The following is a 13,751-nucleotide window of genomic DNA, read 5'->3' as shown; positions in this document are numbered from 1 at the left end:
GTTGGGGGTTGGGGTGTGGGGTGTGGGGTGTGGGGTGTGGGGTTTTACCCATTTTCAGGTGGTCAATTACCTAATTTTCAGGGAAAAAGTCCCTGAATTTTCCCCCCAATCACTCCAAGTGTCGGCACTTTTTGAGGTCAAAAAAGTCTAAAAACCTTGTTGGATAAGGTTTTTAGATTTATTCAGCAAACCCTAAATAGATGAGTCTAGCTTTTTCTTGTTCGATTATTTCTCTGACCATTTCTCCGAGATGAATCTTGGCGTTATCCATGATCAGACAGTCTCCTTCTTTAATTTTTGGCAGCACTTCCTTTAGAATAAATCCTTCAAATGTTACCGCATCCACTGCACCGTATATGTTGACTGATGCGACAACTTTTTCTAAGCTTATAGCACTAATTATTGAAATATTTCTCCCTCTTTTTTGTGGTTTTCTTCCCCGAGCTCTTCGGCCAATTAAGGCTCTAGCATAGAGTCTCAAAAGGGCTAAATTTACCCCCGATTCATCGATGAAAATTAGTTTTGATGCCTCAATTTCCCGAACTTCTGACCAGTATTCCACTCTTTTTTGCTGTACCCTGTCACTTTCTTTTTCCGCCGCGTGTAGTGTTTTTTTTTGAAACTGTAATTGAGTTTTTGCGTAAGCCGCCCCAGGGTGGCTCTACTGACTTTCACCTGTGTCTTTTCATACAGTAAGTCCGATAATTCTTCGAGAGTTGCATCATTGTTCGCTTCGATGATTTCTATTAAAATTATCAGTTGTTCACTATTTAACTTGGTTGGCGGACTTCCCCCTTGCGGACGAGGACGGATATCTCCTGTTTCTTTATGTTGCTTCAATAACTTCTGAATAAAGCTTTTAGCCACGTCAAATCTCTGGGCTAGTCCTCGAATGGAAATTTTTTCTTTCTTCCAGACATCGATAATTTTTTGGCGAAAATCTACGGAATAGGGTCTCATAGGAAGCTGGTAAGTTCTATTATTTGTCTATTTGCTTTCCATTGTACCTCATAGCTCCAAGAATTGCTATAGTACTTATTTCCATCTCGCAATTAATTGGGAGATTAATGAGACAACAGCCCTACGAATCACTAGAAAGGTAGAAAATATTCTGATAAAATCTGGATTGTTTAATCTGCCTGGGAAAAAGACAGTTCACCAGGCGAATAGTGACCTAGAGGTAGTGGTAGTAGATGTAGCAGAGCATGAGATAGAAAGACCTCAAAAAAAGCAGAAAGATTACTATAGCGGGAAACAAGGCTATCATACAATAAAATCGCAAGTGCTTGCGGCTCAAAAAACAGGAATGATAGTCTGTACCGCTCATGGAAAGGGAAGAATACATGACTTTAATCTTTGGAAAAATAGTCAAATTGGGATCGACAAAAATATTGAATGTTTAGCAGATAAGGGCTATCAAGGAATTCAAAAGCTGCACAAAAATAGTAGAATTCCTAACAAAAAAAAGAAAAATCAAGAATTAAGTTTAGAAGAAAAAGAATTTAATCGCCAGTTATCAAGAGAAAGAATTGTTATCGAACATATTCACAGAAGTCTGAAGAGATTTAGAATTTTATCATCAAGATACAGGAATCGGAGACGACGTTTTGGTCTGAGATTTAATTTAATCGCTGGCATTTACAACTACGAACTTGCTTTAGGCTATAATCAAGTAGCTGAATAAGACTTTTGCAGGAGGTCTCATGTGTTCTACCAAAAACCAATTAGGCAAAAAACAGAGTTCTTGTAAAATCAGATAGGTCAAAAACCTATCTGATTTTGGTTTAAACCGAGACTAAACCGCCAGCGGCCTGGTATCTAGCGCGAGCTTTGCGCCATGATTGTTGCGCTTGGATAGTTTTGCGACGGTCATCCCCTTTACTGACTTCATCGAGACGGGTTTGGGCCTGTTCGTATTCGGCGCGAGCTTTTTCCTTATCGATTTTTGAGCCTAATTCCGCCCCATTAACGAGGACTTTGATCTCATTATTTTCGACTTCGGCAAAACCGCCCAAAACTGCGATATTTTCCCAGTCTTTCCCCGGTCGAATTCGCATTACGCCAATATTCAGGGCAGTTAATAAAGGAGCGTGACCGCTAAGAATACCTAATTGTCCCGTGGAACTGGGTAGGATTACTTCTTCAGCCACGTTATCCCAGACAATGCGATCGGGTGTAATAACCCGTACTGTAATGCTCATGGGTGATAATAACGATAATTTTGGCAGATTTCTGGGTTAAGTAACCGCTAAACGCGGTTACTACTGACTTTTAATTAGCCTTTTTTGAGTTTTTCGCCTTTAGCGATCGCTTCATCGATATTGCCGACCATATAGAACGCTTGTTCGGGTAAGCTATCGAGTTCACCTTTGAGGATCATCTGGAAGCCTTTGATCGTATCAGCGAGAGTAACGTATTTACCCGGGGAACCGGTGAACACTTCGGCCACGAAGAAAGGTTGCGAGAGGAAACGCTCAATTTTGCGAGCGCGGTCAACGATGAGACGATCTTCTTCCGACAATTCGTCTAAACCGAGAATAGCGATGATGTCCTGTAACTCTTTATAGCGTTGCAGGGTAGATTGGACGGCGCGAGCGGTGCCGTAGTGTTCATCACCGACGATATCGGCCTGTAGCATGGTGCTGGTGGAACCGAGGGGATCTACTGCCGGATAGATACCTTTGGAAGCCAGACCACGGGATAGTACAGTTGTTCCGTCCAAGTGAGCGAAGGTAGTAGCGGGAGCGGGGTCAGTCAAGTCATCCGCGGGTACATAGACTGCTTGGATGGAAGTGATCGATCCTTCTTTGGTGGAGGTAATCCGCTCTTGCAGGTCGCCTACGTCAGTGCCGAGGGTGGGTTGGTATCCTACCGCAGAAGGCATCCGACCGAGGAGCGCCGATACTTCCGAACCAGCTTGCACGAAACGGAAGATATTATCAATAAATAAGAGTACGTCTTGCTTGTTGACATCGCGGAAGTATTCGGCCATGGTCAAAGCGGAGAGACCGACGCGCATTCTCGCTCCGGGGGGTTCGTTCATCTGACCGTAAACGAGGGCGATTTTCGATTCTTCGGGGTTATCAGCGTTGATTACCTTCGATTCGATCATCTCGTTGTAGAGGTCGTTTCCTTCGCGGGTTCTTTCACCCACACCGCCAAAAACCGAGACACCACCGTGTTGAATGGCGATATTGTTGATTAATTCCATCATAATGACGGTTTTGCCCACACCAGCACCCCCAAAGAGGCCGATTTTGCCCCCTTGACGGTAGGGGGTGAGCAGGTCAATCACCTTGATACCGGTTTCAAAAACCGTCGGTGTTACTTCAAGATCGACTAATTTGGGAGCGGGACGGTGAATAGGAGAGGTTTCGATGACGTTAACCGGTCCTTTTTCGTCCACGGGTTCACCAAGAACGTTAAAAATCCGACCGAGGGTGCATTTACCCACGGGAACGCTAATCGCTGCGCCAGTATCGACGATATCCATACCGCGCACTAAACCATCGGTGGTACTCATGGCAACGGCCCGCACTTGGTTATCACCGAGTAACTGTTGTACTTCACAAGTAACGGATAAATTTTGACCGGCGGAGTTAGTTCCTTTTACGGTTAAGGCATTATAAATACGGGGCAGGTTGCCACTGGGAAATTCGGCATCGATGACAGGACCGATGATCTGGACGATTTTACCAACGTTAGTTTCTGTTGTCGCTACCATTGTTTATGTCTACTCTGGGTTTTAGCTGATAACTCCCACAAGGGGAAAGTCTTAATTTTTTGTAAAATTAGCCAATACTCAGCTTATCACGCTAGGGGATCAGATCAGTTATCAGTTATCAGTTATCAGTCACCAGTGATCAGATTTGAGTTTTCCGTGGACAGTCTGATCGCTGATCGGTATTAAATGGCAATTTTCTGCTTACTGGTTACTGATCACCGATAAAAAGTAAGGCAGGCCTTAGCCTACCTTAAAACAAAGCGAGGTTGATCAACTTTGAGGATGCCGATGCAGTGGATGGAATTGGTCTATTACCATATATTGTCGATTATAGCAAGGGTTTTGCTGGTTGCATAGATTCAATTAACAAATAATCTTAAGCTTGACCATAGATTTTAGTCTATGTCTTGAGCCACAAGAACTATCTCCTGTCAAACTGGGTTTAAACCTGAACCTCAGTTCGGGATTAGTCAAAATTCTGAATGTTCTCCTAGCTGATAAACCCTATTCTTTCGTGGAACTGATGGCAAAATCTCTTTAACCGTAACTAACCTTCATTCGGTAAAGATTTTCCTCCTCTTGATCGCCTCGGATAATTGTGCTGTAAGATATATTCAGTTTAAATTGTTTAGGCTCGCAATCGTAGATGAGAATAAATTTCGGTAGCTTTTGCGGGAATAGATCAATAATCTCAGGAAATTATCGTTTAATTATATGAATTCTGCTAAAATTATCGCTATTATCACGGGAGCAATTTCGATTTTAATCGCCGTTGCCTATTTAATTCTCGTCCAGATTCTCGACTTTCGTAGCGAGATGATTCCCGCTCCCCTAGAAGTTATTTTTCCTGGATGATAAAAATCGGGGTTGAAAATTTTTCAACCCCAGAAAAAGCAATTTTTGAGCCGATTAACCCACTGGTTGTAACTGTAATTGCGAGAGGGTAGTGATTTTATTGTAGTGGTGATAGCTCAAACCTTTGCTAATTTAGCATTGTAGTCATGCTTACCAACCGATAAATCCGTTGACGAAAGGTATTATTAAGTCTTTCAATAGCATTAGTTTGACCACTTTCTTTTCCTACTGCTCGATGACGTTTACTGGGAATTACTGTCTTATACTAAATCCGTTGAGTATAGGCTACATATCAGGAGAGGCACTCATGCAATAGGCAATAGGCAAAAGGGGCAATAGATAATCAGTCTTTAATAACCGGATTTAGTCTTAGATGTTGTTTATGTTAAAAGAGAACGCTTTTAAGGATGTTCCAGTTCCGTACACTTTTGCTTGATTCATCTTTGTGTCTGACAACGCCTGAAATTCCCCCTTCTCTCCTATAGCTTTTAAAGTGGAGGGTTGCATCAAAAGAGTTCCTCTGCCCTTATTGCCGGGGTCGTCTTTGCCAAGCAACAACTAATTTAATTTCCTCATAACTATAATTATCTCCCAGATTTTCTTTGAGAGTTTTCAGGGATCGATCGCCCACTTTTTTGATCACTAAACGAATATATTCCTGTTTATTTTTAGAGACTAACTGATTAATATCAATTTCGTAACCCGCTTCCAGCAATTTAGCTAAATGTTCATAGATGGTTGAGACTTTTAAGCTTCTTTTGCGAGCGATTTCTTCCACAGTCAACCCATCTTGATAGTATTGGAGAGTGAGCAATTGAGTAGAGGGAAGACTATCCTGACAAAAATCATTAATTGCCGCTATAAATATATCCCCATACTGTTGTACTTTACTGTGTACTACTCCAGAAATTTGACGAAACTCCCCTAAACTCCGGGGTTTTGATTGGGCCATCAAACGCAGACTAGAATCATGGAAAATAACGTAGGGAGGCACCCCTTGACTATCGGCAATTTTTTTCCGCAGTTGCCGCAAGCGATCGAATAATAAATCACTTTCCAGCGTATTGGGATTGTCGTCTCCCAAGATTTGACCGTTAGCTTTTTGGGGGACGGCAATAAACACGGAACGTTGTTTCCGCATCACTTCCCAACTGTGTTGATTAAGTTTCAAGATTCTAAAATCGTCTTCAGTTTCTACTAATAGATTTTGCTGGACAAGGGAACGACTTAAACGTTTCCACTCCTCCACAGTTTTATCTTTACCGATGCCATAAGTAGATAATAAATGATGTTGATATTGGGTGATTCTTTCACCTTTTCCTCCCCTCAGTACGTTGATTATGTGCATCATACCGAATTTCTGTCCCGTCCGCGCCACACAGGATAAAAATTTTTGTGCTTCGATCGTCCAATCCTGGTTATTTGTACCATTCCGACAGTTATCACAGTTACCACAGTTACCCGCAAAACTTTCTCCAAAGTAACCTAGTACGCTCGATCTTCTACATTCAGTCCCTTCAGCATAATCTAACACCTGTCGCAATTGTTGACGAGCTTTCTGTTGTTCATTTTGCTCGGTTTTTTGGTTAATAAAATACTCAATTTTTCTGGCATCTGCAAAGCTAAAAAAGAGGGTACATTTAGCTGGTTCTCCGTCCCTACCCGCACGGCCAGATTCTTGATAATATCCCTCTAAATTGCGGGGTAAATCGTAATGAATGACAAAGCGTACATCCGGTTTATTAATCCCCATACCGAAGGCAATTGTCGCCACCATAATCTGCACATCATCCCGAATAAAACGGGTTTGATTTTTACTTCTTTCCCGATCCTCCATACCGGCGTGATAGGGTAGGGCATTAATACCATCTTTTTGTAACTGTTCTGCAACTTTATCGACGGTTTTGCGGCTGATACAGTAAACTATTCCTGCTCCTTTTTGTCCTTTAATATGTTGATACAATTGCTGATAAGATTTACTGGTTTTAGGTTGAACTTCATAATAAAGATTAGGACGATTAAAACTAGCAATATGAATGGAAGTATCTCGCAATCCTAATTGTTGGATAATATCTTCTCTAACCTGTTGGGTAGCGGTGGCAGTTAAAGCCAGAATTGGCACGGAGGGAAAGCGTTGACGAACTTGTTTAATTTGTCGATATTCAGGGCGAAAATCATGACCCCAATCGGAGACACAGTGTGCCTCATCTACCGCTAAACAGGCTAAACCGAGGTAATTATCAATAACAGCTAAAAAATCTAAAAAACTAGGCGATAATAATCTTTCTGGAGCCACATATAACAGTTTAATTTTTCCTTGTAGGATTAAAGATTCTCTTTCTCTGACTTGTTTAGCGTTTAAAGTGCTATTGAGAAATGTTGCCCCGATGCCATTATCAGCTAAGGCAGTTACTTGATCCTGCATTAAAGCAATTAGGGGAGAAACCACCACCGTCACCCCTTTTTTGATTAAAGCAGGCAGCTGAAAACAGAGAGATTTACCGCCTCCGGTAGGCATAATTACTAATAAATCCTGATTATTTAAAGCAGCCTCAATTATTTGGCGTTGATTCGGTCGAAATTGATCGTAGCCAAAGTGATATTTTAAGGCTTTTTCTAAAGAGTCAATTGCAGCCATTGAGCAAGGGGAAAAATATTTTTATAGTAGTTATTTTAAGGTTAGGGATTTAAGTGATCATTGATCAGTGATCAGTAATCAGTAAAAAGAAAGCTGATAGCCAAAACAACTGACTTTAAGATTGTCTCACCTGATCGGGAACACCAACAAAGGAGAGATTGGCTAATTTTTTCAGATTTTGACAGCGCAATAACTCGTTAAAATTGAGACTCGATCGCCCCTCAATTTCAGCTATAGTCTCAATAGCCGATAATAAACCCTTAGCGGCCTCGGTTTCCGTGTAACCGCGTCTAACGGCCACTTTTAGGGCCGCTTCATCTGCGTCTAATTCCCGTTGGGGGCTGCGTTTTTCTCGCCAAATCCGGTTAATTGCCAAGGCAGTTAAACCCCCTGCTACTGCCATACCGACGGCATCGGTTTGCAGGGTTTCCACGGTTAAACCGATCATACCAGCTAGAGCAATTACTCGATCGAGATCGGGTTTAAACCATTTTACTGCCGTTAAAACAGAGACGGCCCGTAACAAGACTAGATCCCGTTGGGATCTTGATAATTGCCGCCAGAGGTCAAAATTAATTTGAATTGGTCTGACCCCTCTTTGCCAAGGCAGGGGAAAATTAGTTTCGATTACCTTGGTGCTTTCGGGTTTGCTGACAATGCGCGTCATCATCCGTCCCGAAGCAGGCATGAGGTCTAGTAAATGACTAATCTCGTTGTCTTGGTTCATCGATCGCCAGCCAATAGTCTTCGATCATTGAGTATAATCGCTTTCTGAGCTAATATCTCTTTTCCGACAATTTTCTCAAAGTTGAGTTTTGTTAAGATAGAAAAAACGCCGGGGTTTGCCGACGGAAGGGACAAGGGGAGCAAAAATCGCTTCTCCCTACTCTGCTATACCTTTTCCACAGGATTTAGTATTCAATTTTGCACGATTAATTATAAGCTAACTAGGAGAATTTTTATGCCAAGTAAAATAAAAACTTGCCCCTTCACCTGAGCGGGATTCTATGCAAATTCTCTCTCCTTGATTATCAAGAATTTTTTTGACAATTGATAGACCTATGTCTGTATTTTCGGTTTGATCTCGCTCAAAAATTTTTCCTTGATATTCGGGAGCGATACCCGGTCTATTAACTGACAACTGATAACTGCTATAAACCACCCCAAACTAATCGGGCTGCCCAAAAGGGAATTAACAAAAATAAAGCGATAAAATCAGCCCATCTTAACTTTAATTCGTGCCAGCGTACTTGATGCTGATTGGGACTGGTAAAACCGCGAACCTCCATAGCGATCGCTATTTGTTCGGCGCGCAAAAGCAAATTATCTAGTAATTTTTCCACTACTGTTAACCAGACGTTTAAACTTCTTTTAATCCCTAATTTTTGCCAATCGATCGCCCTAGTTCGCACTGCCCTAGCTAGATTTTGGACTTCTTCTAAAACCAGAGGAATAAAGCGCAAAGACAGGGTCAGAGTCAGAGAAATTTCCGTCACTGGCACATGAAATCGCCGTAAAGGACTCATTAAATTCTCTAAACCTTCGGTAATTTCTTCCGGGGCTGTCGTCAACAAAAAGAGATTAGTGCTATAAATTAAAGTAAAAACTAAGGTACTAATTCTCACTGCTAATTCCAAAGAACGTCGGGTAACAAATAAACGACCTCTATCCCATAAAACATACTGATAATCACTTGCTGGCGGTAAATTCAGCCCTTCATCGGGTAAACGCGGCTGAATACTCACCCCTAAACCATCGGGAGTGATAGCGGTAATCAGAAAGACGATAATCGCTAAAAATATCAGCCAGCCCATCTGTTGCCGCCAGACGCGGGGGGGAATAGGTGCCAGCAGGGTTAACAACATTAACAATCCCACCAAAGCTAAACGCCACCAAGCATTAGCTAATAAAGGTGCTGCTAAAAAAGCCATTAACCAGATAAATTTTACCCTGGCATCTAGTTGATGTAGTCGGGTAATCGGTTGATCGAGATAAAGACCGATGGGCAAACTTCGCAATAAATCCATAAATTAGACCTTGGTGGCTCTATTAACCGTTTTTTCCACTTCTCGCGCCGGTTTGCCGCGCCAGATTAAGCGGATCGGGGTTCCTTTAAAGCCTAACTGTTGCCGGAATTGCCCTTCGATGTAACGGCGATAGTTATCATTAAAGCGCTGGGGATCGTTAACAAAAAGGGCGATCGTGGGGGGGTGACTCGATACTTGCGTGCCATAGTATAGTTTCCCCTGTTTTCCGCCCCTGGTGGTGGGGGGATTGTGCCACTTCACCGCATCTTCGATCACATCGTTGATTACCGAGGTACTGACGCGACGACGGTGAGATTCGGCGGCAATATCGACTAATTCGAGGATTTTGGTGACTCTTTGCCCCGTCATGGCACTGACAAAGATCATTTCTGCCCAATCCATAAAATAAAGCCGATCTTGGAGCATTTTGGTATAAGTATTGATAGTGTAGGTGTCTTTCTCCACCGCATCCCATTTATTGACTACTAGCACCACCGCGCGCCCTTCTTCAATGATTCGTCCTGCCAATTTTAAATCCTGTTCGGTGACACCATCTAGCACATCGATGACGAATAGTACCACATCAGACCGGCGAATTGCCTTAAAAGCACGGTTAATACTGAAAAATTCGGCTCCATAGTCCACATTCTTCTTACGGCGAATGCCAGCGGTGTCAATTAACCGATAAACCTGTCCTTCTCGTTCAATTAAAGTATCGATCGAGTCTCTGGTGGTTCCCGAAATCGGACTAACGATCGCCCGTTGTTGTCCGGTTAAAGCATTGAGGAGACTGGATTTACCCACGTTAGGACGACCGATAATTGCCACTTTAATTTCTTCATTTTCGGGAATTTCCGCCGCAGGTGGCAAATATTTAATCACCGCATCGAGTAGTTCTCCTGTACCAGAGCCGTGAATGGCCGAGATGGGGAAGGGTTCACCGATGGCTAATTCCCAGAATTCCGTCGCTTGCAGGATACCCTGTTCCACCGATTCACATTTATTGACGGCCAAAAGTATCGGTACATTTTGCTGTCGTAACCAAGCGGCAATTTCTCGATCGCCGGCGGTAATTCCCCCTTGCCCATCGACGACAAAAATCGCCACACTTGCCTCTGCTAGGGCGATTAAAGCCTGTTCGCGGATTAAAGGGAGAAATTCGCTGTCATCGTTAAAAACTAGCCCTCCTGTATCGACAATTTGAAAATCTCGATCGCACCAGAAAGCTGGTTGATAGGTGCGATCTCTGGTAATCCCGGGTTGATCGAAAACGATCGCCTGTTGATCTCCAGCGATACGATTGACGAGGGTGGATTTGCCCACATTGGGACGACCGATAATAGCGACGACAGGCAGTTTCATAAAGGGAGGAGGGGACGGAAATTAAAGACCCAATATTCTATCATAGCGATTTGCGATCGAACTTGGTTGATTGATAGCGTTTCTGTTCGGCACTGAGACATTGAATACTTTAGTCTGTAGAACTTTGGTGTATAAAAGACTAGAATTCTGCCTATGCAATCTGGTCAACTAGAGCAAATTTTAGGACGAGAGCTACAGCGTTGTCGCCAAGAAAAAGGGTGGTCGCAAGAGTATTTGGCGGAAATAACAGGTCTGCATAGAACTTACATCAGTCAACTAGAGCGAGGATTAAAAAGTCCATCAGTGAGAGTGCTTAGTCATATTACTAATGCTTTAGGTCTGAGGATGAGTGAATTTTTGTATTCCGTAGAGGAATCCTTAAGTGTTAACGAACGACGAGACTAAAAGACTAAAGCAGGCCATTCTAGCCGCAATTGCCTCACCATTGATTGGCTCGATCGAGGATTATAGCTGGGAAGCAATTTTTCATTATGTCAAGAATATTTCTTTATCGGATCCTGCCCTAGGCAGAAGCAAACTACTCTACGATGCAGTGGACAGTAAAACTGCCCGTGGTTGGTCGCTAAAATCTCTACAACTGAATAGTTTAACTACAGATAATACCTTTTTGTTCGTAATTCAACGAGCAGATATTATCAAAAAAGCCATTCAACTTGGGGTTCCCTCTTTGAATCTGCAATCTTCCCCCGCACAACTGGGAACCGCTATTATTCAACACTGGAACGAGAAGATTCGCTCCAGTCAAACTGCTCAAAATGTCATCAACAGCTATGAGGGAATATTGCTAAAAAACCGAGAGGGCAATGAATATGTTTACTGTGAATACCCCCTTAATCCTCTTGATCCTAATGTTTTTTCTTGGGCATGGGCAATAGATAAAAAAACTGGGGGAGTAGGGGCAGGTTTACAGGGAAGCATCGCTGGCAAAACTCAGTTAGTTTGGTACAAAAATCAGAAACAGTTGTTTAGAAGCAGAACAATCCCCGCTGCCGCTATTCGTCTGAGAATTGAGAGAACTCGTCTGACAATAGACCGATATGTGGAGACAATTTTTGCAGCGCTACAAACCCAAACTAATACTCAAGATTTTGTCCCATAGAGTCTGCTACCACTTTGCCTAACAGTGGTGGCACAGATTCTCCAATTTGAGAGGCCATATCAGTATAAGTCCCTAAAAAGTGAAAATGATCGGGATAAGAATGTAATCTTGCTGCTTCACGAATTGTGATTGTCCGATTCTGGGTCGGATGAAAAAATCTGCCAGAACCGGGATGAAAAAACCACCTTGTAATTGTTCTTGCTGGTTTATCCCAAGAAAGTCGACCATAGGCCCCGCTATAGTGTTTTTTCGGTGCTAATTCAGCAGGTAAATCTCTCGCATCTTGTCCTTCCGCCAAAATTTGCACTCTTGACATTTGAATTGGTGTTAAAGCACGGGCAATATGATTAACAATTTTTTGACTTTGCTCACGCATCTTCTGTTGATATATGGTCTCGGGTTCCCTAGTATAAATTTCGTGATCATAAGCTTGTCCTGCTTCTAAAGTAGGTAAATCACTAATGGCATCTTTAACAGTAGTAACTGGGGCAATATTTGGTTCTAGTAAAGTAAGCTGTCTCCAAGATTTTACAGCTTTATAATCACTTCTGATATCACCAGAATGAGTTGCTTGGGGAAGGGAGGGTAAACGCTCTAGACTAGCTAAAAAAAAGGCTCTTGAGCGAGTTTGTGGCACTCCATAATAAGCGGCGTTTAGGGAGGTAGTAACTACTTGATAACCCCAAGATTCTAACTGTGCTACAATTTCATCTCTGATGATACCGCCATAAGCTTTCAAAATTTCAGGAACATTTTCCATGACTACATGAAGAGGACGAAACTCTTGAACAAATTCTAAGAAAGACTTATATAAATGATTGCGAGAATCATTAAGATAGCGATACCCAGCCGGGATATTTCGTGAAAATCCTTGACAGGGTGGCCCCCCAATCAGGGCAGTTAGTTCTTCTCTTTGTAAACCTAAGTATAAGCGCAGTTCTGATGGATTAACTTTGCGGATGTCTTCCTGAAAAGTGCGTGTTTTAGGATAATTATGTTGATAGGTTGCTAATGCTTTCGCATTTACATCAATTGCACAGATAGATTCAAACCCAGCTAAATGAAATCCCGTGGTCAATCCGCCCGCACCAGAAAATAAGTCGATAATTTGTTGTTTCATAGTTGAATACTATCGTATTCGGAGCCTCTTGTCAACTAAATAGGGTATGCTGAAAAAGTTTTTCGGTTCAGGGAAAAAGTACCTCAATTTTCCCCCTGATCACTCCCATGCCTGGTACTTTTTGATTGACAAAAAGTCTAAAAGTCTTACCCAACAAGGTTTTTAGATTTTTTCAGCAAACCCTAAATATAATAGCGATAATAGCGACGACAGGCAGTTTCATAAAGGGAGGAGAGGGCGAAAATTAAAGACCCAATATTCTATGATAGCGATTTGCGATCGAACTTGGTTGATTGATAGCGTTTCTCATAAGTGTGTAAACGTTTAGGCAGCAAATAGGGAGCCAAATGCCTGAAATCACCGACTAACAAGGTCTTTAGTCCCTTGTGCCAAGGCAATGGTCAATCCTAACCAACCTTATAACTGTTGAGAAGGGAGAAAAAGCTGACGGCTAAAATAACTGATCACTGCCTTTTTCTAGGATTGAGAATCAGAATCCACCTCTGTCTTCACTTCGGGGATAATATCGGGTCTTTGGGCATCTTCCCAACCGACCGGGCGTTTAGAATTGTACCAAGCGATCGAACCGATGGTGACAGCAGCGAGAAAACCGACCACATAAACTGCTACAAAATAAACGGGGAATTTGCCACTGGCCACTTCTAGGATTAGATACATAATTTTTTCACGATTAAGCTTTTAATTTGTATATCTTAACAGAATCGGCCTCCTCATCCCTATTCTCGATCGCTACTGGTCCACCAACCGGAAGGCAGCCAAATACCGCCTTGACATCCTCACCGCCGTAAACGGACGGTGATTCCCAAACCTCACGATTTAGGTTTCTGCTTCTTTCCCTTGCGGGGTTCCGCACCTGCCTTAACAGATTTACTCTGTTCTGGTCT

The 13,751-nt window shown here is 42.5% G+C and carries 13 protein-coding genes and 3 pseudogenes; 4 read left to right on the top strand and 12 right to left on the bottom strand.

Going from position 1 to position 13,751, the window contains the following annotated elements:
• Positions 1 to 193 precede the first annotated feature (193 nt).
• Positions 194 to 960: pseudogene (locus EWV84_RS00155) on the bottom strand (IS630-like element ISMae26 family transposase); the annotation flags it as partial.
• A 31-nt stretch (positions 961 to 991) separates the two neighbouring features.
• Between EWV84_RS00155 and EWV84_RS00150 the strand changes: the two are divergent.
• A complete protein-coding gene (locus EWV84_RS00150; protein WP_287075585.1) occupies positions 992 to 1,684 on the top strand; it encodes an IS5 family transposase in 693 nt (230 codons plus the stop codon).
• A 100-nt stretch (positions 1,685 to 1,784) separates the two neighbouring features.
• Here the strand turns inward: EWV84_RS00150 and atpC are convergent, their stop codons facing one another.
• Both atpC and atpD read right to left on the bottom strand, forming a co-directional pair.
• On the bottom strand, positions 1,785 to 2,201 hold the full coding sequence (gene atpC / locus EWV84_RS00145; protein WP_002760449.1) for an ATP synthase F1 subunit epsilon: 417 nt from the start codon (positions 2,199 to 2,201) through the stop codon (positions 1,785 to 1,787).
• Between the two features lie 74 nt (positions 2,202 to 2,275).
• On the bottom strand, positions 2,276 to 3,724 hold the full coding sequence (atpD, locus tag EWV84_RS00140; RefSeq protein ID WP_287075583.1) for a F0F1 ATP synthase subunit beta: 1,449 nt from the start codon (positions 3,722 to 3,724) through the stop codon (positions 2,276 to 2,278).
• 714 nt (positions 3,725 to 4,438) lie between these two features.
• Here atpD and EWV84_RS00135 point away from each other — a divergent pair.
• Positions 4,439 to 4,579, top strand: coding sequence for a hypothetical protein (locus EWV84_RS00135; protein ID WP_002760440.1), 141 nt, complete (start codon positions 4,439 to 4,441; stop codon positions 4,577 to 4,579).
• Positions 4,580 to 4,721: 142 nt separating this feature from the next.
• Here EWV84_RS00135 and EWV84_RS00130 read toward each other — a convergent pair.
• The 6 genes and pseudogenes from EWV84_RS00130 to der all read right to left on the bottom strand — a co-directional run.
• Positions 4,722 to 4,844: pseudogene (locus EWV84_RS00130) on the bottom strand (IS1 family transposase); the annotation flags it as partial.
• 261 nt (positions 4,845 to 5,105) lie between these two features.
• Entirely contained in the window at positions 5,106 to 7,217 is a 2,112-nt protein-coding gene (gene recQ, locus EWV84_RS00125) for a DNA helicase RecQ (RefSeq protein ID WP_287075581.1), read from the bottom strand.
• A 115-nt stretch (positions 7,218 to 7,332) separates the two neighbouring features.
• Positions 7,333 to 7,944 carry a DUF3318 domain-containing protein gene (locus EWV84_RS00120; RefSeq protein WP_287075579.1) on the bottom strand — a complete coding sequence of 204 codons (612 nt, stop codon included), beginning with the start codon at positions 7,942 to 7,944 and terminating at the stop codon, positions 7,333 to 7,335.
• Positions 7,945 to 8,160: 216 nt separating this feature from the next.
• Positions 8,161 to 8,358 carry an ATP-binding protein gene (locus EWV84_RS00115; RefSeq protein WP_287075577.1) on the bottom strand — a complete coding sequence of 66 codons (198 nt, stop codon included), beginning with the start codon at positions 8,356 to 8,358 and terminating at the stop codon, positions 8,161 to 8,163.
• A 10-nt stretch (positions 8,359 to 8,368) separates the two neighbouring features.
• A complete protein-coding gene (locus tag EWV84_RS00110; RefSeq protein ID WP_287075575.1) occupies positions 8,369 to 9,244 on the bottom strand; it encodes an energy-coupling factor transporter transmembrane component T family protein in 876 nt (291 codons plus the stop codon).
• Between the two features lie 3 nt (positions 9,245 to 9,247).
• Entirely contained in the window at positions 9,248 to 10,606 is a 1,359-nt protein-coding gene (gene der, locus EWV84_RS00105; protein ID WP_286826112.1) for a ribosome biogenesis GTPase Der, read from the bottom strand.
• Positions 10,607 to 10,759: 153 nt separating this feature from the next.
• Between der and EWV84_RS00100 the strand changes: the two genes are divergently transcribed.
• Positions 10,760 to 11,011: a helix-turn-helix domain-containing protein gene (locus EWV84_RS00100; RefSeq protein ID WP_286826111.1), complete on the top strand. Its 252-nt coding sequence runs from the start codon at positions 10,760 to 10,762 to the stop codon at positions 11,009 to 11,011.
• On the top strand, positions 10,989 to 11,726 hold the full coding sequence (locus tag EWV84_RS00095; RefSeq protein WP_286826110.1) for a hypothetical protein: 738 nt from the start codon (positions 10,989 to 10,991) through the stop codon (positions 11,724 to 11,726). The genes EWV84_RS00100 and EWV84_RS00095 overlap by 23 nt, the downstream gene beginning before the upstream one ends.
• On the opposite strand, the gene EWV84_RS00090 is transcribed toward EWV84_RS00095, so the two are convergent.
• The 3 genes and pseudogenes from EWV84_RS00090 to EWV84_RS00080 form a co-directional block, all read right to left on the bottom strand.
• Positions 11,701 to 12,846 (bottom strand): DNA cytosine methyltransferase, encoded by a 1,146-nt coding sequence (locus EWV84_RS00090; protein WP_287075573.1) that lies wholly within the window; start codon positions 12,844 to 12,846, stop codon positions 11,701 to 11,703. The two genes, EWV84_RS00095 and EWV84_RS00090, sit on opposite strands and share 26 nt — an antisense overlap.
• A 477-nt stretch (positions 12,847 to 13,323) precedes the next feature.
• Positions 13,324 to 13,524, bottom strand: coding sequence for a photosystem II assembly protein Psb35 (psb35, locus tag EWV84_RS00085; protein ID WP_286826108.1), 201 nt, complete (start codon positions 13,522 to 13,524; stop codon positions 13,324 to 13,326).
• A gap of 13 nt (positions 13,525 to 13,537) precedes the next feature.
• Positions 13,538 to 13,751: pseudogene (locus EWV84_RS00080) on the bottom strand (hypothetical protein); the annotation flags it as partial.

Source organism: Microcystis sp. M_QC_C_20170808_M3Col, from assembly GCF_007095505.1.
Lineage (GTDB): Bacteria > Cyanobacteriota > Cyanobacteriia > Cyanobacteriales > Microcystaceae > Microcystis.
This window is presented reverse-complemented; position numbering and strand designations above follow the sequence as displayed.

Bases quoted from the DNA above. Each gene is read 5' to 3' on its own strand.
- atpC (WP_002760449.1), bottom strand. From the start codon at position 2,201: ATGAGCATTACAGTACGGGTTATTACACCCGATCGCATTGTCTGGGAT.
- atpD (WP_287075583.1), bottom strand. From the start codon at position 3,724: ATGGTAGCGACAACAGAAACTAACGTTGGTAAAATCGTCCAGATCATC.
- EWV84_RS00135 (WP_002760440.1), top strand. From the start codon at position 4,439: ATGAATTCTGCTAAAATTATCGCTATTATCACGGGAGCAATTTCGATT.
- recQ (WP_287075581.1), bottom strand. From the start codon at position 7,217: ATGGCTGCAATTGACTCTTTAGAAAAAGCCTTAAAATATCACTTTGGC.
- EWV84_RS00120 (WP_287075579.1), bottom strand. From the start codon at position 7,944: ATGAACCAAGACAACGAGATTAGTCATTTACTAGACCTCATGCCTGCT.
- EWV84_RS00110 (WP_287075575.1), bottom strand. From the start codon at position 9,244: ATGGATTTATTGCGAAGTTTGCCCATCGGTCTTTATCTCGATCAACCG.
- der (WP_286826112.1), bottom strand. From the start codon at position 10,606: ATGAAACTGCCTGTCGTCGCTATTATCGGTCGTCCCAATGTGGGCAAA.
- EWV84_RS00100 (WP_286826111.1), top strand. From the start codon at position 10,760: ATGCAATCTGGTCAACTAGAGCAAATTTTAGGACGAGAGCTACAGCGT.
- EWV84_RS00090 (WP_287075573.1), bottom strand. From the start codon at position 12,846: ATGAAACAACAAATTATCGACTTATTTTCTGGTGCGGGCGGATTGACC.
- psb35 (WP_286826108.1), bottom strand. From the start codon at position 13,524: ATGTATCTAATCCTAGAAGTGGCCAGTGGCAAATTCCCCGTTTATTTT.